This is a genomic window from Mycobacterium sp. MS1601, assembly GCF_001984215.1.
GTDB lineage: Bacteria > Actinomycetota > Actinomycetes > Mycobacteriales > Mycobacteriaceae > Mycobacterium.
In genome coordinates this window covers 4,818,517-4,837,920 of record NZ_CP019420.1, presented here as the reverse complement: position 1 = coordinate 4,837,920, position 19,404 = coordinate 4,818,517, and the positions used below count along the sequence as shown (strand labels likewise).

Genomic DNA, 19,404 nt, shown 5'->3' with positions numbered 1-19,404 from the left:
GGCGTGGCACGCAGCGTCCTGTTCATCTACAACGATCCCAATGCCCCGGAAGCGCTTCTGGGCGAAGTCTTCACCGAGCAGGGGTTCGACGTCGACACCCTCAACGTGGTGCCCCTCGACCGGGCCCACGACCCGGCGTCGGTGACCGTCGAATTCCCGGACCCCACGAGCTACGACGTGATCGTGCCGCTGGGCTCACGCTGGTCGGTCTACAACGAGGAGCTGCGCGCCGGCTGGGTCGGTGCCCAGGAGACGCTGGTGCGTAGCGCCGTCGACGCCGGAGTCGGGGTGCTCGGTGTGTGTTTCGGTGGCCAGCTGGTGGCCCAGGCGCTCGGCGGGTCCGTCCGCAAAGCTGCCGTGGGCGAACTCGGCTGGTATGAGATCAGCACCGACACAACAGACCTGATTCCGGAAGGCCCGTGGTTCGAGTGGCATTCAGACCAGTTCACCGCACCGCCGGGAGCCACTGAGCTGGCCCGCACCGCACGGGCGTCGCAGGCATTCGTCTACCGCACCGCACTGGGCCTGCAATTTCATCCCGAACTCGATCTGCCCCTGCTGGATCTGTGGCTGGCCGACGAAAAGGGCGACAGCAGTGACATCGCGCGCATGGGCGTGGACATCGAAGCCCTGCGCGCTCGCACCGTCGCCGAGCAGGACGGCGCCGGACAACGGCTGCGCCGGCTGGTGACCGGATTCCTGGACCGCGTCAGTCGTGTCCCAGTTGGTGAGCCAACGCATCAGTGACGTCGGCATGGCGGAAGTGATGCCCGACTCCGGCGAGCTTGGTCGGCAGCACCCGCTGACTGGCCTCCGCCAGCTCTCGCACGCCTTCTGACCCCAGCAGCACCCGCGGTCCCAGCGACGGCACCGGAAGGATCGCCGGTCGGTGCAGCACCGCGGCCAACGCCTTGGTGTACTCGAGGTTGCGCACCGGTTCATGGCCCACGGCATTGACCGGCCCCGAGAGCCGGGGGTCGTAGAGGGCGCGGTGGTAGATGTCGGTCAGGTCGTCGATGCCCACCCACGACAGCCATTGCCTGCCGTCGCCGAGTTTGCCGCCCAGGCCCGCGCTGAACAGCGGCCGCAGCAACTGCAGGGTCCCACCCCGGGCGGCCTGCACAATTCCGGTGCGCACCAACACAACTCGCAACCCGGCATCCACGGCAGGTGCGGTGGCGGCCTCCCAGTCGGCCACCACGTCGGCCAGGAAACCGTCACCGCGGGAACTGTCCTCATGCAGCAACTCGTCACCGCGGTCGTAGCCGTAGAACCCGATGGCCGAGGCGCTGACGAACACCTGCGGGCCGCCACGGGCCGCGAGTTCGGCCAGGCGTCGGGTGGGTTCGATGCGGCTGTCACGGATCGCCGCTTTGTGCCCGGCGGTGAATCGGCCCGCGATGGACGCCCCGGCCAGGTGCACCACCGCGTCCACCCCCTCCAACAGATCCGCCGAGGGAGCCAGCGGATCCCATTGGCGCTCATCGGGGCTCGAGGCCGGAGTGCGGGTCAGCCGGATCACCCGGTGGCCGCCGGTGGACAGAAACGCGGCCAGCGCGGTGCCTACCAACCCGGTTGCTCCGGTGATCGCCACCGTCATCGGCGCCAAACCCGCGGCGCGGTGAGCGGCCAGATCGTCGGCGGTCTGGCGGTGCCGGTACCGGAATGTCGAGCGCAGTAGCCGGGCGGGTACCGGGGTGTCGACGGTATCGGTCAACAACGTCGTGCCGTCTCCGCGGTCGGCGAACTGATGAGTGTGGCGCCACCGGCCGGTGGCCAGCGTGGGCCAGGACCGCAGGCCTCCTGCGGTCAATTCGTCGGCGAAGCGGCGCGGCGGATCGTAGGCGTCGCCGTCGTGCTGGGCGTACCAGCGCAGCCCGCCCGGCAATCCCAGAACAGCGCGCCCGTCGCGCAGTGACGTCGCTTCCTGCACCGCGGTCATGGGCTGCCAGGGCGGGATCAGCCGATGAATCGCACCGGGCCGGGCGTGCCAGGTGAACACCTCGTCGATCGGATGGTCCAGGACGCTGCTGTATTCGATGCCCATAATGAGCAGCTAATACCCGTCCGGGCGGGATCTGACTCCGAATTCATCTCGTGAACGCATGTGTCCTGGTGCTGCCAGGCGGCAAACCGACCAGCGATCAGCCCACCCGCCCGTGGCAGCTGGCTCAGGTCAGGGTGGCGCTGTTGGCGGCGGAGCTTCGCCGCGAGTTCGGCGGCGCGGTACCGGTGCGCCGGGTGCGCTATCGGATGCGTGGGTGGAACGCGCCGCGCCTGGACGCACTGTCGGATGCGCGGGCCGTTCTCACCGACATCACCGCGATGGTGGTCCCTGACCGCGTGGTGCTTGTCGGGCATTCCATGGGCGCCCGGGTGGCTGCTCACCTGGCCGGTGAGCACCCCGTCGGCGCGGTGGTCGCGCTGGCTCCGTGGTGGCCAGCCGATGACGCGGCTCGGATCACGCCCGCAACCCGACTGCTGGCAGTACACGGCACCGCCGACACCTGGACCGATCCGCGTTCGTCACGGGTGCAGGTCACGCGGGCCGGTGAACGCGGCGTCGACGCCGAATGGATCGGACTCGACAGGGCCGATCATTTCCTGCTGCGGCGCTGGCCGGACTGGACTGCCCTGACCGTCCGGCTGATTCGCGCTCAGCTGGGAGTTTGAACAGCGCAGCGACGGTGAACCCGCCGTCATGGCCGCAGGCTTTCTCCGCCGCCGGCATTCCCACGGCTTCGCCGACCGCGACGATGCCGGGATGGTGTTGGCGCAGGCCCTCGGCCCGCGGACCGACGCGGTGGTGATCGGCCTGGCCCGCGGCGGCGTGCCCGTGGCCGCCAGGGTGGCACGGGAACTCGGCGCGGCGCTGGACGTGATGTTGGTCCGCAAGCTGGGCGTACCCGGGCAGCCCGAACTGGCGCTGGGTGCCATCACGGCCGGAGTCATGGTCTTCAACGAGCCGCTGATCGCCGACCTCGAGGTGGCCGAGGAGGACATCGACGTCATCGTCGAGCGAGAACAGCGTGAACTCGCCCGCCGTGAGCAGGCGTATCGGCAGGGTGGTCCGGCAGTCGAGATCGCCGGGCGCACCGTGATCCTGGTGGACGACGGCGTGGCAACCGGCGCGAGCATGCGGGTGGCGGCGCTGACGCTTCGTGACGTCGGCGTGGGTCACCTGGTCATTGCGGTGCCCACCGGGCCGGCGTGGGTGACGGAGTTGTTCGCGGACGTCGCCGACGAAGTGGTGTGCGTTCACAACCCACGACCGTTCATCGCGGTGGGACTGTCCTACGCCGACTTCGACCAGGTGACCGATGATGCCGTGGTGGCTGCCCTCAACGACGTCTAGTTCGGTTTGGGTTCCTGCTGCTCGTGCACCTCGGCTGATTCCTCGGTTTCAGCCTTCACACCCTCGGGCTCCTCGGCAGCGGCGGCCAACTCTTCGGCGGCCGGACCACCTTCGATCACCCGGGTGGCGGGTTCCTCATCCGGGTACTCGGCGTCGAAGTTCTGATACGTCGCGTCGATGGCCTCACCCGACTCTGCCTCGTCGGCAGCCGCCACGGCCTCCGCCACACCACGCTGGCGTTCGCGGATGGCGTCGACGATCAGCAGGATCACCCCGATGACGCTGGCGCCGATACACACCCAGGCAACCACGGCGTTACTGGTGACAACAGCGGTCACCAATGCGGCCAGGCCGACGACGGCCAGAACCAGCGCAACGATCAGCATGAGCTATCCGCCCGGTTAGTTGTTGCCCCGGTTGAACTGGTTGAAGCCACCGTCATTGCCCGCGCTGGAATCCACCGGGGCCGCCGAGCCGCGCTGGCCCAGCTCTTCCAGCTGGGACTCCAGGTAGGTCTTGAGCCGTGTGCGGTACTCGCGCTCGAAGGTGCGCAGTTGCTCGAGGCGACCTTCCAGCACTGTGCGCTGCTGGTTGATGGTGCCCATGATCTCGGAGTGCTTGCGCTCGGCGTCGGCCTGCAGTGCATCGGCCTTCTCCTGCGCCTGACGCAGCTGGGTCTCGGAGCGGTTCTGCGCGTCCGACAGCATGGCGTCGGCGCGGTTGCGCGCCTCGGTGACCGTGGACTCAGCGGTGCGCTTGGCCTCGCTGACCATGGCGTCGGCGTTGGCGCGGGCGTCGGCGAGCAGTTTGTCCGCCTCGGCCTTGGCGGTGCCGGTGAGCCGGTCCGCGGTGTCCTGCGCCAGGGCCAGCACACGAGCGGCCTTGAGGTGGGCCTCTTCGCCCTGCGGCGCTGCGGCCACCGGAGCGGGCGCGGGCGGAGCCTCGTAGGCCGGCTGCGGAGCCGGGGCTGCTTCGGGCTCCTGCTCGGGCTGGTACAGCGGGATGGCCTGCGTGGCCGACACGCCTCCCCCGGCGCGGGCCGAGGCCAGCTCCTGGTCGAGCTCGCTGACCCGCTGACGCAGGTCGGCGTTCTCCTCGATGAGCCGTGTCAGCTCGTTCTCCACCAGATCGAGGAAGGCATCGACCTCGTCTTCGTTGTAGCCACGCTTGCCGATCGGCGGCTTACTGAACGCAACATTGTGCACGTCGGCTGGTGTAAGCGGCATGTTCTGCCCCCTCAGGTCTGGACGGTCGATCCGATCTCGGTGTTAGAACGATAGACCAAGCTAATAGCCGGACTGTAACTGGCGTCCATCCTGTCACACCCGACTCGCCGGTTGCGGACCAGCTCAATAATTAAGAACGAATTTCAAGTTTGGTTGAACGCTGGTGACACGCGAGAGAAATGAGCGTGCTCAGACCGCAGCGCCGAAGGCCAGCTGCATGCCGATGAAGGCCAGAAGCAGCAGCACCATGATCGAGAGATCAAAACGCACCGCACCGATGGTGAGCTGCGGAATGAGCCTGCGCAGCAGCTTCACCGGTGGATCGGTGACCGTCATGATGATCTCGAGCACCACCACGGTGAAGCCACGTGGGTGCCAGTCCCTGCTGAACGAGCGGATGAACTCGACGACGACCCGAGCGATGAGCAGCAACCAGAAGACGAACAGCGCGAAGCCCAGGATTTCGAAAAAGAGCGCCAACGAGAGCCGACCTTACTGATGAGGGGTGTGATGTTGCCGACACCACCTCATGAGACGGCGACGTCGGCGTAGAACGACCCCGCAAGCCTACCGATCGAGCGGCGCGTGGGCCGCCCGGGCCAACAAACGGATCAGTTGTAGAAGCCCGCTTCAGCCATCCGGCGACGCTCTTCGGGAGTGACCTCGACGTCGGCAGGCGACAGCAGGAACACCTTGGTGGCCACCTTGTCGAACGAACCCCGCAGCGCGAAGGCCAGACCGGCGGCGAAATCGACCAGACGCTTGGCATCGGCGTTGTCCATGGACACCAGGTCCATGATCACCGGGTTGCCGTCACGGAACCGTTCACCGATGGTGCGGGCCTCGCTGTAGTCCTTGGGACGCAGCGTGGTGATCTTGGACAACGGGCTACCTGCTTCGAAGATTTCGGCCATCCGGCGTGGGTCCATCGCCAGGGCGCCGCGGGTGCTCGCGCCACGCATGCCACCCAGCCGGGGTGCGGGCCGCTCGAATTCGCGCGGACGGAAGCGGGGCTCCTCGGCGTAGGCGCCGCGGTAGGAGGGTGCGTACTCGGGCTCGCGGGCGTCACGCAGGTCGTCGTACTCGCGGTCGCGCGGGTCACCGTAGCGGTCATAGCCCGCGGGACCGTCTTCGGCACCGAAACGCTCTGTGCGGCGCGGATATCCGCGTGCGGCGCCGCGGTCGTCGTCCTCGTAGTACTCGTCGTCGTAATCCTCCAGCGGAGCCATTCCGAAGTAGGCCTTGACCTTATGCAGTGTGCTCATCGCTGGACCCTTCTCCGATGCTCTGACTGTGTGGTGCGTGATAAAGATGTGACTGGAGTGACTACTCACGGTGACGTTAGCGGTCGAGATCCCAGAAGCGCGGTTCCGACACGCACACATGTCGAACCATGTTTGACGGCCACCTCCAGGTCACCGGACATACCGGCGGACAGACCGAGGCGGCCCTGATAGAAGGCCTGTACCCGGTCCCGCTCCCCGCTAACCGTCCGAACGCCTCATCGGGGTCGGCGCCCAGCGGCGGGATGGCCATGAAACCCACGAATTCCAGTCCGGCCGTGGCGTTCACGGTCTCGCACAGACCGTCGATTCGACCCGCGTCATCGATATCGACACCGCCGCGGGACTCGTCGCCGTCCAGGCTCAGCTGCAGATAGATCTGCAACGCCTCCGCGCGGGCACCGTCGTCGAGGGCCGCTTGCGCACCCCGCCCCAGCGCGTTGATCACCTTTTCCGAACTCACCGAGTGCACCACGTGCGCCCAGGAGGCGATGTGTCGCGCTTTGTTGCTCTGGATCTGACCGATCATGTGCCAGCGCACATCTGACGGAATCCGCCCGGTCAACTCGGCGACCTTGCCGGCCGCCTCCTGGTCCCGGGACTCTCCGAACGCCCGGCAGCCCAAGTCGGCCAGAATGGCAATATCGGAGGCGGGAAAGAATTTGGTGACCGGCAGCAGTTCGACCTCGTCGAGTTTGCGGCCCGCCTTCTCGACGGCCAGGGCAAGGCGCGAATTCAGATTTGCCAGCGCTGCGGCCAATTCGTCCTGGCGACTCATTCCATCCACACCACCGAGGCGAGCCTACCGGTGGGCGCACCCCGGCGATGGCTGAACAAAGTGGGGTCGGCGACGGTGCATCGGGGGTCGACCGAGATTGCGGTGATACCCAAACCTCGCAGTTGACGGTCGATTCCGGCCCGCAAATCCAGCCCCGGTGTGCGCCGGGAAGTCACCGTACGACTGCCCGGCAGAGCGGCCTCGACCTCGGCCGCCATGGCCTCGGGCACTTCGTAGTTCACTCCGCTGACGGCGGGCCCGAGCAGTACCGAGATGTCGTCGACGTGAGCTCCGGCCTCGACCATGGCCTCGACGGTACGGACAACCACGCCGTTCTGGGCTCCGACACGACCCGCGTGCGCCGCGGCGACCACACCGGCACGGGCATCACCGAGAAGAACGGGCACGCAGTCGGCGGTGACCACCACCAGGGCCAGCCCAGGCGTGGTCGTCACCAGTGCATCGGTGGCGTCCACCGCGGAATCCCGGGGCTCATCGACCCGCACCACATGCGCACTGTGGATTTGGTTCATCCAGATCAGGCGATCGGGTGCCAGCCCGATCCCCTTCGCCAGTCGTGCGCGGTTGTCGGCGACGGCCTTCGGGTCGTCGCCGACATGATCACCCAGATTGAACGAGTCGTACGGCGGGGCCGAGACGCCGCCGGCCCGCGTGGTGAAGACGCGGCGGATCTTCACGCTCAGTGACGCATGAAGGGCGGCACGTCAACGTCGTCGTCATCGTCGGGCCCACCCACCCGGACCGTTGCACCGTTGGTGTGCAGCGGGACACTGGCCGCGTCGGCCGGCTCGAACAGCGAGGACGACACCTTGCCCGCCCGGCCCTGCGCAACCTGCTGCTGACTGGTTCCGGGCGCACCGACCGCCGGCTTGCGGCTGGCGGAACCGGTCTCGAACCCGGCGGCGATCACCGTCACCCGCACCTCGTCGCCGAGGGAGTCGTCGATGACGGTGCCGAAGATGATGTTGGCGTCGGGATGCGCCGAATCCTGGACCAGCGAGGCGGCCTCGTTGATCTCGAACAGACCCAGGTCACTGCCGCCGGCCACCGACAGCAGCACGCCCTGGGCGCCCTCCATGCTGGCCTCGAGCAGCGGCGAGTTGATGGCGATCTCCGCGGCCTTGAGCGCACGGCCGTCGCCGCGGGCGGCGCCGATGCCCATCAGCGCGGTGCCCGCTCCGCTCATCACGCCCTTGACGTCGGCGAAGTCGACGTTGATCAGACCGGGAGTGGTGATCAGGTCGGTGATGCCCTGCACGCCGTTGAGCAGTACCTCGTCGGCGCTGCGGAACGCGTCCATCAACGAGACCGCGGCGTCACCCATCTGCAGCAGCCGGTCGTTGGGGATGACGATCAGCGTGTCGCAGCTCTCACGCAGGGCATTGATGCCGGCTTCGGCCTGGTTGCTGCGGCGCTTGCCCTCGAAGGAGAACGGCCGCGTCACCACGCCGACGGTCAGGGCGCCGAGCTTGCGCGCGATGGTGGCCACCACGGGCGCACCACCGGTTCCGGTGCCGCCACCCTCACCCGCGGTGACGAACACCATGTCGGCGCCGCGCAGCAGCTCCTCGATCTCGTCCTTGGCGTCTTCGGCGGCTTTGCGGCCCACCTCGGGATCGGCGCCCGCACCGAGACCACGGGTCGAATCACGCCCGACGTCGAGCTTGACGTCGGCATCACTCATCAGCAATGCCTGGGCATCGGTGTTGATGGCGATGAACTCGACACCTTTGAGGCCCTGTTCGATCATGCGGTTGACGGCATTGACGCCGCCGCCGCCGATGCCGACCACCTTGATGACGGCGAGGTAGTTGTGCGGGGGGGTCATCGGTCGTCTTCCTCCCTGGATGGGTTACGTAAGTCAGCGGATAGTTCCTGAGTCCGGATGCGACCGGTGTGTCCCTAAACCCTCAACCTCAACCATAGGGTTAGAGTTATGTCAAGTAAATCCGCGCAACCAGAACGGTAGGGCGCAGCCCTCGGTGAACCGTGCAGGCGCGCCGACAACACGCGGGATTTCTGGGTTACTTGACGGTGGGCAGATCAGGGCTCGACACGTCGTAGGTCTGGCCGGGCTGGGTCAGCAGCGCCGCCAGCTTGTCAGCTTTCTCCTGCGTGCGATCCTCGGTTCCCCACACCACCACCCGCCCGTCGGTCAGGGTCAGCGTGATCGACGCCACCGACGGTGCGGCCACCCGTCCCACCTGTCCGGCCACCTCGGGTCGCAACGCCGTCAGGACCGCCAGCGCCGCCTGCGTGGGCAGGTCGCTGGGAGCGGGGTTCTCCACATCCAGGTACGGCAGGTTCAGCGGCGCGGGCCCGGTGGCGAAGTCCACGCCGTCGCGGTCATAGAGGTGCGGACCGTCGGGAAAGTCCTTCACCGCGATGGGGATTCGCTCCACGATGGTGATGCGCAGCGTCGACGGATACTCGCGCTGCACCCTGGCACTGGCGACACGCCGGATCGCGGCCACGCGCTGGGCCACCACGTCGGTGTTGATCTGCAGCAGCGGGGTGCCCTCTGTGACCTGCGAAGTGGCGATCACCTCGTCACGGGTGATCTCCTGAGCGCCCACCACCACGATGTCGCGTGCCGACATCAGCGGGGTGACGTACAGGGCCAGCCCCAGCCCGGTCGCCAGCACCACCAGGCCGATCGTCCACAGCACCACCTTCAGACCGCGCACCGTGCCACGCCGCGGCGGGCGGATGTCCACCGAGGGTGCACCCTGCGCCTTGCGCTTGGCGTCCCGCCGAGCCTCCTCGATGGCCTTGGCCCTGTTCTCGGCTTCGCGACGTTCGGCCCGTTCCCGACGCTCGCGCCGACGCGGGCCCTCGAGATCACCCGGCTCTTCGGCGGTGTGCGTCGAGGTGGCCACCGACGAGCTGTCGGAGAGCTCTGACGGTGGTGTCACCGGCTCTTCCTGCTCCTGCGCCCCGGCGTCCGATGCCGCCTGCGGGACGTCGCGATCCTGCGGCCCGGTCACTGCGACGCCCTGGCCTGTAGCTCGGCGATGATCTCGGGGCCCAGCATGGTGACGTCACCCGCCCCCATTGTCACGACGACGTCACCCGGGCGGGCCACCTCCACCACAGCCGCGGCCACCGCCGAGAAATCCGGCACGTAGGTCACCGGGACGCTGACGTGCTCGGCCACGGTGGCACCACTGACGCCGGGCAGCGGCTGCTCGCGGGCAGCGTAGACGTCCAGCACGAAAGCGCGGTCAGCACCGTCGAGTGCTGACCCAAAGTCCTTGGCGAAAGTCTTTGTGCGGGAATACAAATGGGGCTGGAAAACGCCGATGACACGGCCGCCGCCCGCCTGCTCCGTGAGCATCTGCAGCGCCGACAGCACCGCGCGCACCTCGGTGGGATGGTGGGCGTAGTCGTCGAACACCCGGACACCGGCGGCGGTGCCCACCAGTTCGAAGCGGCGTCGCACGCCTTCGAAGCCGGCCAGCCCGTCCAACACCGACTCGACCGGCGCGCCGACGTCGCGAGCGGCCAGCAGCGCCGCCAGGGCGTTGAGCGCCATGTGCCTGCCCGGCACCGCCAGCCGCATGGCGCGGGGCTGCGACTCCCCTGCCAGCTTGATCTCGGCGACCGCGCCGGTGCCCTGCTGCTGCCAGCTCAGCAGCTGAGCTTCCAGCGGCAGCGCGCCCGGTTGGCTGCCGTAGGCCAGAACCCGGATCCCCTGTGCCGCGGCACCAGTGGCCAGCTTCTCAGCACCCGGGTCGTCGGTGCAGACCACCAGCGCACCGCCGGGTGCGATGCGCTCGACGAACTGATCGAACACTGCGCAGTAGGCCTCGACCGTGCCGAAAAAATCCAGATGGTCGGCCTCGATATTGGTGACGATCGCGACGTTCGGGGTGTACTCGAGCAACGAGGCGTCACTCTCGTCGGCCTCGGCGACAAAACAGCTACCGCTGCCGTGATGGGCATTGGTCCCGGACTCGCCCAACTCACCGCCGACGGCGAACGACGGGTCAAACCCGCAGTGCTGCAACGCCACCGTGAGCATCGAGGTGGTGCTGGTCTTCCCGTGGGTGCCCGTCACCAGCAGCGTGGTGTGCCCGGCCATCAGTTTGGCCAGCACCACCGGCCGCATCACCACGGGGATACCGCGGCGCTGGGCCTCCACCAGTTCGGGGTTGGTCTTGGGGATCGCTGCGTGCGTGCTGATCACCATGGTGGGCCCGCCGGGCAGCAGGTCCAGCGCCGAGGCGTCATGGCCGATCCGGATCTGCGCCCCCCGCGCCCGCAGGGCCAGCACACCGCGCGACTCCTTGGCGTCCGAGCCCGACACCAACGCACCGCGATCCAACAGGATCCTGGCGATACCGGACATCCCGGCACCGCCGATGCCCACCATGTGCACCCGGTGCAGTTCCCCGGGCAGCGGCACGCTCACCGGCGGGCCGCCCGTCCCGTCAGCGCCACGTCGATGGCAACCTCGGCCACCCGCACCGCGGCGTCCCGGTGTCCGACCGATCCGGCGGCGATGGTCATCGCCGTCAACCGCCCGGGATCGGTCAGCAGATCACCCACCGCGTCCGCCACGAAATCGGGTGTCAACTGGGCGTCATCGATCAGCATCCCGCCACCTGCGTCGACCACCGGCAGCGCGTTGAGCCGCTGCTCGCCGTTGCCGATGGGCAACGGCACGTACACCGCGGGCAGTCCCACCGCCGACACCTCGGCCACCGTCATCGCCCCTGAGCGGCAGATCGCCAGGTCGGCGGCGGCATAGGCCAGGTCCATCCGGTTCAGATAGGGCACCGCGACGTAGGGCGGATCCTGCGGGCCGGGAGTGCGCAGATCGAGGGTGTTCTTGGTGCCATAGGCGTGCAGGACGGCGATACCGCGCCCGGCCAGCGCGCCCGCCGCCGCCGACACCGCGCGGTTCAGGGACGCCGCACCCTGTGAGCCGCCGAACACCAACAGCACCGGAGTCTGGTCGGCAAAACCGAAATGCGCTCTGGCCTCGGCCCGCATCGCGGCACGGTCGAGGGCGGTGATGGTGTGGCGAACCGGGACACCGACGATTTCGGCGTGCCGTAGACCGGAGTCGGGCACCGCGGCCAGCACCCGGCGCGCCGAGCGGGCCCCCACCTTGTTGGCGATCCCGGCGCTGGCATTGGCCTCGTGGATCACCACGGGCACACGGCGACGCCGGATGCCACCCCGGGCGGCCAGATAGGCGGGCAGCGCGACATACCCGCCGAACCCGATGATCACATCGGCGTCCAGGTCATCGAGGAGTTGGCGGGTCTGCCGGACCGCGCGGCGCACCCGGGCCGGCAACTTCACCAAATCGCCGGTGAGCTTGCGGGGTAGCGGCACCGGCTCGATCAGCTCGAGCCGGTAGCCGCGTTCCGGCACCAGCCGGGTCTCCAGACCGCGGGCCGTGCCCAGTGCCGTGATGCGCACGTCCGGGTTCAGGGCCGTCAACGCGTCCGCGACCGCCATTGCGGGCTCGACGTGACCGGCCGTCCCTCCCCCGGCGAGCACCACCGAGATCGAATTGTTCAACCGACCTGCTGCTCTTCCAACTACCGGCGACCTTCCAATGCACGTGAGCGGCCGCTTCCACTGCGCCGCTGGCCGCCTCCATGATGCCCTGTGCGGACGGGCTGGCGGTCACCGGTGGGTCGTTTCCTGACTTTGTTTCCAGCCGGCTTCCTCTTGGCGGGATTCTGCTTCTTGACGGTCGGCTGCGCCTTTGCCGACATCCGAGCAGAAGGCCGGGCCGACGGGCGGCGAGTCCGCAAGCGGTCACGCAACGCTTCCACCCTGGTGGGCACATAGGGCTCGGGCAGCGGCAGTCGCAGGATCCGGTTCATCCGGTCTTCGCGGCCGGCACGCAGTGCAGCCACCGCGTCCGGTTCGTGCCTGGCCGCGTTGGCCATGATGCCGATCATCAGAAGCGTTGTGGACGTTGATGTTCCACCCGCGGAGATGAGCGGGAGCTGCAGCCCGGTGACCGGGAGCAGTCCGATGACGTAGCCGACATTGATGAACACCTGCGACAGGATCCACAGCGTGGCGGTGGCCGTGAGCAGCCGCAGGAAGGGATCGACGGACCGGTTGGCGATCCGGGTGCCGGTGTAGGCGAACAACGCGAACAACAGCAGCAGCCCGAAGGCGCCGACAAAGCCCAGTTCCTCGCCGATGATGGCGAAGATGAAGTCGTTGTGGGCGTTGGGCAGGTAGTTCCACTTGGCCGCGCCCTGGCCGAGGCCGTCGCCGAAAACACCACCGTTGGCCAGCGCGAACCGGGCCTGGCGGGCCTGGTAGCCGGAGCCCTGGGCGTCGGCGCTGGGGTCCAGCCAGGACTGCACGCGTGCCGACCGGTAGCCCTCGACCATGGCCAACACCGCCGCGGCGCTCATCACCGAGATCAGCGAGGTGACGAACACCTTCAGCGGCAGACCGGCGTACCACAGCAGGCCCAGCAGGATGATGCCCATCGACACGCTCTGCCCGAGGTCGGGCTGGGCCAGGATGAGCGCCAGCGCGATGACCGCGCCGGGCACCAGTGGCACCAGCATCTCCTTGAGCGACGCCCGTTCCAATCTCCGGGTGGCCAGCAGATGGGCACCCCAGATGGCGAACGCGATCTTGGCCAGCTCGGAGGGCTGCATGGAGAAGCCGTAGAAAACGAACCAGCCGCGGGAGCCGTTGGCGATCTGGCCGATTCCAGGAACCAGAACCAGCACCAGCAGCACGATGGTGAAGGCGAAGCCGGGGAAAGCCAGCCGTCGCATCAGGTTCACCGGCATGCGCAGCGCGACGTAGAACGCGACCAGGCCGACGCAGGTCCACATCACCTGCTTGCCGAAAACCGCCCAGGGCGAGCCGTCGGAGTCATAGGAGTACACCCCCGACGCGGAGAGCACCATGATCAGACCCAGGGTGATCAGCACACCGGTGATGGCGACGATCAGGTGAAATGACGTCATGGGCCGCGACAGCCAGCTACCGAACCTGGTCGAGGCCAACCGTGCCGCGGCGGTGGCGCGCGCAGTCCTGTTCTCGGGGGCGGCTTGGTCTTTCGCGGTCACCGAGTCTTTCGCGATCACCGGGGTGGGTTCGGTGTCGGTGGCATCCGGATCGGCAGCCGCGGGCGCATCGGGTTCGGGCTTGCGTCGGAACCTGGTCAACATGGCAGCCATCAGGGCCTACCGGGTGACGGCGCGTACGGCGGCGGCGAAGGCATCCCCACGATCGGCGTAGCCGGCGAACTGGTCGAACGACGCGCCGGCCGGAGCCAACAGCACAGTGTCCCCCGGCGCTGCGAGGTCCCGGGCAGCGGCGACAACCTCGGTCATCAGGTCCGCCTTGTTCGACGCTCTGATCACACGAGTCACAACTGTCTCACTGGCCTCTTGCACCACAGCATCCTCTCCCGTCACAACCTCAACGACGGGGACATCGGGCGCGTGTCGGGATATCGCCTCGGCAACAACCGCACGGTCGCGCCCCAGCACCACCACGCCGGCCAACCGGTCGGCGACATTGCGCACCGTCTGATCCACCGAGGCACCCTTGAGCAGCCCTCCTCCCACCCACACCACCCGTGGATAGGCCAGGATCGACGCCTCGGCTGCGTGCGGGTTGGTGGCCTTCGAATCGTCGACGTAGGTGACACCGTCCACCGTCGCGACCACTTCGGCGCGGTGCCTACCCACCTGAAACGACTCGAGCGCCGCCGCGATGGCCTCGGCCGGAACCTGCACCGCACGCGCCAGCGCCGCCGCGGCCAGGGCGTTGAGAACGCCGACCGGTCCCGCGACCTGGATGCTGTCCACCGGCGCCAACACCACCCCGTCGGGACCAATCAGCCTGCCGTCGCGCACACCGAACTCGCCGGGGCCGGGTTCACCAAGGCGGAAACCCTGCTTCACCGGGGCGGCAGCCGCCCCCAGCAGGTCGGCGGCGATGGAGTCGTCGAGGCCGACGACCGCTACTCGCCCGTCCAGCGCCCGAGCCTTGGCCCCGGCGTAATGCCGCATCGATCCATGCCAGTCGAGGTGGTCTTCGGCGACGTTGAGCACCACCCCCGCCTCCGGCCTCAGCGACGACGACCAGAACAGCTGGAAGCTGGACAACTCGACGGCCAGCAACTCCGAGGGCTGGTCCAGCACGTCGAGCACCGGATCGCCGATGTTGCCGCACAGCAGGCTGCTCCGGCCCGCCGCGGTCAGCATGGCCTGCAGCATCGAGGTGGTGGTGGTCTTGCCGTTGGTACCGGTAACCACCAGCCACGTGCGCGGCGGACCGTAGTGCCCGGACTGATCGAGGCGCCACGCGAGTTCCACGTCACCCCACACCGGCACCCCTGCCACGGCGGCGGCCGCCAGCACCGGCGCAGTGGGCGGCAGCCCGGGACTGGTGACCACCAGCTGGTAGTCGGCGATATGGGTGACCGCCGAGTCCGCGTCGAGCACCCGGACACCTTGATAGGCGAACGGCTCGAGTGCCATCGGCCGGTCGTCGGTGAGGTCGGCCAACGCCCCCAGCGGAGTCAGAGCTTTCAGAATGGCCTTGCCGGTGACACCGGCTCCCACCACCAGCACACGCGCACCGCTGAGCTCGAAGACCGATGGCACCGCGCCGCTAGGCACCGATGACACTGAGCCACTCTCCGTAGAACAGCGCCACACCAAGGCCGCATGCGATGGCGGTCAACAGCCAGAACCGGATGATCACCGTCGTCTCCGCCCACCCCACCAACTCGAAATGGTGGTGGAACGGCGCCATCCGGAACACCCGCCGTCCGGTGGTCCGGAACGCCAGGATCTGCACCACCACCGAGACGATCTCCGCGACGAACAGCGCGCCGAGCACCACGGCCAGCACCTCGGTCTTGCTGGTCACCGAGATGCCGGCGATGATGCCGCCCAGCGCCAGCGAGCCCGTGTCGCCCATGAAGATCTTCGCCGGAGCGGCATTCCACCACAGGAACCCGATACACGCCCCGGCGGTCGCGGCGGCCACGATCGCCAGATCCAGCGGGTCACGCACGTTGTAACAACCCAGTCCCGGCGACGTCGCACAGGCGTTGCGGTACTGCCAGAAGGTGATCAGCACGTACGCCGCCGACACCATGCCCATGGAGCCGGCCGCCAGCCCGTCGAGACCGTCGGTGAAATTCACCGCATTGGACCAGGCACTGACCAGCACCACCACGAACAGGATGAACACCAGCGGCGGCAGCGTGACGGTGGCGATCTCGCGGACGTAGGACAACTCGGTGCTGCCGGGTGCCAGCCCGTCGGCGTTGCGGAAGCCCAGCACCAGAACCCCGAACAGCACGGCGGCGCCGATCTGCCCGACGGTCTTGGCGGTCTTGTTCAAGCCGAGGTTGCGGGCCCGGCGCAGCTTGATCATGTCGTCCATGAAGCCGACCAGCCCCAGCGACGTGGCCAGCCCGAGCACCAGCAGGCCCGACGCCGACGGACCGTCGCCGTTGAGTGCCACACCCACCAGGTGGGTGCCCAGATAGCCCGCCCAGATGCCGGCCAGGATCGCGACCCCGCCCATGGACGGGGTGCCGCGCTTGGTCTTGTGGCTCGGTGGGCCGTCCTCGCGGATCTCGTGGCCCAGGCCCTGCCTACTGAACAGCCGGATCAGCCACGGCGTCAGCAGGATCGACACCGCAAGCGAGATGCCGACGGTGATCAGGATCAGTCTCATCGGCCGGTATCCCCCACCAGCTCTTCGGCCAAGGCCGCCAGCCCCGCGGAGTTGGATGCCTTCACCAAAACGACATCTCCGTCGGCCAGCTCGTCACGAAGCAGCTCCAGTGCCGCCCCCGCGTCGCTGACCTGCGTCGACTCGGCACCCCACGATCCTTCCATGACCGCCCCGTGGTGCATGGCGCTCATAGACCTCCCGGTTCCCACGACGATGAGTCGACTGACATCTAATCGCACGACCAGACGGCCGATGCGATCGTGCTCGGAAATGGCGTCGTCTCCCAGTTCTGCCATCTCTCCGAGCACCGCGAAGCTGCGGCGTTTCTGGCCGCCGGGGCCGCGGGCCATCCAGGCCAATGCCTGCAGGCCGGCGCGCATCGAATCCGGGTTGGCGTTGTAGGCGTCGTTGATGATGGTCACCCCGTCGGCGCGAGTGGCCACCGCCATCCGGTGTTTGGACACCGGGCCCGCCCCGGCCAGTGCGGTGGCGAGTTGCTCGGCGGTGGCGCCGCACTCCAGCGCCACGGCCGCCGCGCACAGGGCGTTGGACACCTGGTGATCGCCGTGCACGGCCAGGGTGATCGGGATCTGGGTGTCGCCGTGATGCAGGGTGAAGCTGGGCCGGGCTTCGGCGTCGAGCTCCACGTCAGCGGCCCAGACATCAGCCTCTGTGCTGCGGCTGACCCGTACGACGCGTGCCGCGGTCTTGGCTGCCATGGCGGCGACGGCGGAATCGTCGGAGTTGAGGATCACCACGCCGGTGCTCGGAACTGCCTGCGGCAATTCGGCTTTGGTGTCGGCGATGGCCTGCCGGGAGCCGAACTCACCGAGGTGGGCGGTACCCACGTTCAACACGACGGCGATCTGCGGCACCGCGATGGCGGCCAGCGCGGCGATGTTGCCGGGGTGGCGAGCCGACATTTCCAGGATCAGGTAGTCGGTGTCGTGATCGGCACGCAGCACGGTCCAGGGGTGGCCGAGTTCGTTGTTGAACGACCCTGGCGGCGCCACCACCTGCCCCAGCGGCTCCAGCACCGCCGCGAGCAGGTCCTTGGTCGACGTCTTGCCCGAGGAACCGGTGACGCCGACGATGGTGAGCCCGCCCTCGACGAGCTTGCGTGAGACATGGGCCGCGAGGCGGCCGAGCGCGGCGAGCACCGCGGCACCGGAACCGTCGGTGTCGTGTTCCAGGACACTGGCGCCCGCATCGCCGGGGCTCGGCGTCACCACCACCGCGGGCACCCCCACCGGGCGCGCGGCCAGCACGCCGACCGCGCCGGCGGCCACCGCACCCGCGGCGAAGTCATGACCGTCGCTGCGCGCGCCCGGCAATGCCAGGAACAGCGCACCGGGTGTCACTGCCCGCGAATCGAACTCGACAGTGCCCGTCACCATGGTGCGGGCGGCGTCCTCGGCGCCGATATCGGCCAACCGACCGCCGGTGATGTCGGCAATCTCTGCCAGACTCAGTTCGATCACTGCGCAGCCCCCAGGGCGTCCAGGGCCTTGGCCAGTTCGTCACGGTCGTCGAAAGGCCTGGTTTGCCCAGCGGCCGTCTGCCCGGATTCATGGCCCTTGCCCGCGATCAGCACCACATCCCCCGGCCGCGCCCACGCGGCAGCATGGGCGATGGCCGCCGCGCGATCACCGATCTCGACCAGTTGGCCGGAACCACCGGCGGCGCCGGCCACGATCTCGGCGCGAATGGCGGCCGGTTCCTCGTCGCGCGGGTTGTCGTCGGTGACCACCACCAGGTCAGCCAGCGCCGCGGCCACCTCACCCATCGGGGCACGCTTGCCGGCATCGCGGTTGCCGCCCGCACCGAAAACCACCGCCAGCCTGCCGTCCGGGTGCTGCGCGCGCAGCGTCTGCAGCACAGCTTGCAGCGCACCGGGCTTGTGCGCGTAGTCCACCAGCGCCAGGAACGGCTGGCCCCGGTCGATGGGCTCCAGACGGCCGGGGACCGTGGCCTCCCGCAGCCCGGGTGCAGCCTGCTCGGGCGCCACTCCAACCGAATCCAGAACCGCAAGCGCAACAAGGCAGTTGGCGATGTTGTAGCCGCCGGGCAGGCGAAGGCCGATCCGGTGGTGCACACCCGAAGGGTCACACACCGTGAACTCCTGGGCACCGTCGACATGGTGCACCACATCGGCGACAGTCCAGTCGGCGTCGCCTGTGGTGCTGACCGTCACCGCGGACGTTGCGCGGGCTGCCATGGCGCGTCCGGCGTCGTCGTCGACGCAGACCACCGCGGTGCGCGCGTGCACGGCGGAGTCGGGATCGAACAGTCTGGCCTTGGCTTCGAAATAGTCAGCCATGGTCGGGTGGTAGTCGAGGTGGTCGCGGGAGAGGTTGGTGAAGCCGCCGACAGCGAACGCCACCCCGTCGACGCGGCCCTGCGACAGGGCATGGCTGGACACCTCCATCACTGCGGTGTCGACGTGGCGCTGGACCATCAACGCCAGCAACGCCTGCAGCGCGGGTGCCTCGGGTGTGGTCAACGAACTCGGCACATCCTGGCCGGCAATGCGGATGCCCACCGTGCCGATCAACCCGGCGGTGCGGCCGGCGGCCCGCAGCCCCGCCTCGATCAGATAGGTGGTGGTGGTCTTGCCCGATGTTCCGGTGATACCGATGACCGTCAGCGACTGCGACGGCCGGCCATAAACGTCGGCCGCCAGCGCACCGAGGACCTCGCGGGGATGCGGGTGCAGCAGCACCGGGACCTCGGCCTGACCCGCGACGGCCAGCCCGGCCTCGTCGGTGAGCACAGCGACCGCCCCCCGGCTCACGGCGTCGGCGATGTAACGGGCGCCGTGCGCGCGGGTGCCTGCCAATGCGGCGAACAGGTCACCGGGCCGGGCGTCCTGGGCGCGCAACGTCACCCCGTGCACCGCCACGTCAGGAACCTCTGCTGTCACGCCGACGGCAGCCGCGAGGTCAACGAGCGGAACTCCGGCGGTGTCTGCGGGTCGCAGCGGACTCGACACAGCAATCACCTCCGTTCGCGCCGTTCGTCGGGAACGGGCTGTGCCAC

The 19,404-nt window shown here is 68.5% G+C and carries 18 protein-coding genes and 1 pseudogene; 3 read left to right on the top strand and 16 right to left on the bottom strand.

The window, feature by feature from the left end; translation table 11 throughout:
* Positions 1 to 3 precede the first annotated feature (3 nt).
* Positions 4 to 747 (top strand): type 1 glutamine amidotransferase, encoded by a 744-nt coding sequence (locus BVC93_RS23345; RefSeq protein WP_083739530.1) that lies wholly within the window; start codon positions 4 to 6, stop codon positions 745 to 747.
* On the opposite strand, the gene BVC93_RS23340 is transcribed toward BVC93_RS23345, so the two are convergent.
* Positions 710 to 2,047, bottom strand: coding sequence for a TIGR01777 family oxidoreductase (locus BVC93_RS23340; protein ID WP_083739529.1), 1,338 nt, complete (start codon positions 2,045 to 2,047; stop codon positions 710 to 712). The two genes, BVC93_RS23345 and BVC93_RS23340, sit on opposite strands and share 38 nt — an antisense overlap.
* A gap of 50 nt (positions 2,048 to 2,097) precedes the next feature.
* Between BVC93_RS23340 and BVC93_RS23335 the strand changes: the two genes are divergently transcribed.
* Both BVC93_RS23335 and BVC93_RS23330 read left to right on the top strand, forming a co-directional pair.
* Positions 2,098 to 2,673 (top strand): alpha/beta hydrolase family protein, encoded by a 576-nt coding sequence (locus tag BVC93_RS23335; protein ID WP_192860078.1) that lies wholly within the window; start codon positions 2,098 to 2,100, stop codon positions 2,671 to 2,673.
* Positions 2,674 to 2,701: 28 nt separating this feature from the next.
* Positions 2,702 to 3,355, top strand: coding sequence for a phosphoribosyltransferase (locus BVC93_RS23330; protein WP_083739527.1), 654 nt, complete (start codon positions 2,702 to 2,704; stop codon positions 3,353 to 3,355).
* Here BVC93_RS23330 and BVC93_RS23325 read toward each other — a convergent pair.
* The 15 genes and pseudogenes from BVC93_RS23325 to BVC93_RS23255 form a co-directional block, all read right to left on the bottom strand.
* The gene (locus BVC93_RS23325) at positions 3,352 to 3,741 is read right to left on the bottom strand and encodes a hypothetical protein (protein ID WP_083739526.1); all 390 of its coding nucleotides are present in this window, start codon (positions 3,739 to 3,741) and stop codon (positions 3,352 to 3,354) included. The genes BVC93_RS23330 and BVC93_RS23325 overlap by 4 nt on opposite strands.
* 15 nt (positions 3,742 to 3,756) lie before the next feature.
* Positions 3,757 to 4,581, bottom strand: a complete 825-nt coding sequence (gene wag31, locus BVC93_RS23320) for a DivIVA-like cell division protein Wag31 (RefSeq protein ID WP_083739525.1) — start codon at positions 4,579 to 4,581, stop codon at positions 3,757 to 3,759.
* A 189-nt stretch (positions 4,582 to 4,770) separates the two neighbouring features.
* Complete coding sequence (locus BVC93_RS23315; protein WP_083739524.1) at positions 4,771 to 5,061, bottom strand: YggT family protein; 291 nt, start codon at positions 5,059 to 5,061, stop codon at positions 4,771 to 4,773.
* Between the two features lie 131 nt (positions 5,062 to 5,192).
* Positions 5,193 to 5,846, bottom strand: coding sequence for a cell division protein SepF (locus BVC93_RS23310; protein WP_083739523.1), 654 nt, complete (start codon positions 5,844 to 5,846; stop codon positions 5,193 to 5,195).
* 65 nt (positions 5,847 to 5,911) lie between these two features.
* Positions 5,912 to 6,642 (bottom strand): annotated as a pseudogene (locus BVC93_RS23305) (YggS family pyridoxal phosphate-dependent enzyme).
* The gene (pgeF, locus tag BVC93_RS23300) at positions 6,639 to 7,346 is read right to left on the bottom strand and encodes a peptidoglycan editing factor PgeF (protein WP_083739522.1); all 708 of its coding nucleotides are present in this window, start codon (positions 7,344 to 7,346) and stop codon (positions 6,639 to 6,641) included. The pseudogene BVC93_RS23305 and the gene pgeF overlap by 4 nt, the downstream one beginning before the upstream one ends.
* On the bottom strand, positions 7,343 to 8,491 hold the full coding sequence (gene ftsZ / locus BVC93_RS23295) for a cell division protein FtsZ (RefSeq protein ID WP_083739521.1): 1,149 nt from the start codon (positions 8,489 to 8,491) through the stop codon (positions 7,343 to 7,345). Before ftsZ ends, pgeF begins: the two co-directional genes overlap by 4 nt.
* 196 nt (positions 8,492 to 8,687) lie before the next feature.
* The gene (locus tag BVC93_RS23290) at positions 8,688 to 9,650 is read right to left on the bottom strand and encodes a cell division protein FtsQ/DivIB (RefSeq protein ID WP_083739520.1); all 963 of its coding nucleotides are present in this window, start codon (positions 9,648 to 9,650) and stop codon (positions 8,688 to 8,690) included.
* Positions 9,647 to 11,038, bottom strand: coding sequence for a UDP-N-acetylmuramate--L-alanine ligase (gene murC, locus BVC93_RS23285; RefSeq protein WP_083741275.1), 1,392 nt, complete (start codon positions 11,036 to 11,038; stop codon positions 9,647 to 9,649). Before murC ends, BVC93_RS23290 begins: the two co-directional genes overlap by 4 nt.
* A gap of 35 nt (positions 11,039 to 11,073) precedes the next feature.
* Positions 11,074 to 12,237: an undecaprenyldiphospho-muramoylpentapeptide beta-N-acetylglucosaminyltransferase gene (gene murG / locus BVC93_RS23280; RefSeq protein WP_442929103.1), complete on the bottom strand. Its 1,164-nt coding sequence runs from the start codon at positions 12,235 to 12,237 to the stop codon at positions 11,074 to 11,076.
* Positions 12,219 to 13,841: a putative lipid II flippase FtsW gene (ftsW, locus tag BVC93_RS23275; protein ID WP_083739519.1), complete on the bottom strand. Its 1,623-nt coding sequence runs from the start codon at positions 13,839 to 13,841 to the stop codon at positions 12,219 to 12,221. Before ftsW ends, murG begins: the two co-directional genes overlap by 19 nt.
* Before the next feature lie 6 nt (positions 13,842 to 13,847).
* Positions 13,848 to 15,302 (bottom strand): UDP-N-acetylmuramoyl-L-alanine--D-glutamate ligase, encoded by a 1,455-nt coding sequence (murD, locus tag BVC93_RS23270; RefSeq protein WP_236950089.1) that lies wholly within the window; start codon positions 15,300 to 15,302, stop codon positions 13,848 to 13,850.
* Entirely contained in the window at positions 15,286 to 16,365 is a 1,080-nt protein-coding gene (gene mraY / locus BVC93_RS23265; RefSeq protein WP_083739518.1) for a phospho-N-acetylmuramoyl-pentapeptide-transferase, read from the bottom strand. Before mraY ends, murD begins: the two co-directional genes overlap by 17 nt.
* Positions 16,362 to 17,846 carry a UDP-N-acetylmuramoyl-tripeptide--D-alanyl-D-alanine ligase gene (locus BVC93_RS23260; RefSeq protein WP_083739517.1) on the bottom strand — a complete coding sequence of 495 codons (1,485 nt, stop codon included), beginning with the start codon at positions 17,844 to 17,846 and terminating at the stop codon, positions 16,362 to 16,364. The genes mraY and BVC93_RS23260 overlap by 4 nt, the downstream gene beginning before the upstream one ends.
* On the bottom strand, positions 17,843 to 19,366 hold the full coding sequence (locus BVC93_RS23255) for a UDP-N-acetylmuramoyl-L-alanyl-D-glutamate--2,6-diaminopimelate ligase (RefSeq protein WP_083739516.1): 1,524 nt from the start codon (positions 19,364 to 19,366) through the stop codon (positions 17,843 to 17,845). Before BVC93_RS23255 ends, BVC93_RS23260 begins: the two co-directional genes overlap by 4 nt.
* Positions 19,367 to 19,404 lie beyond the last annotated feature (38 nt).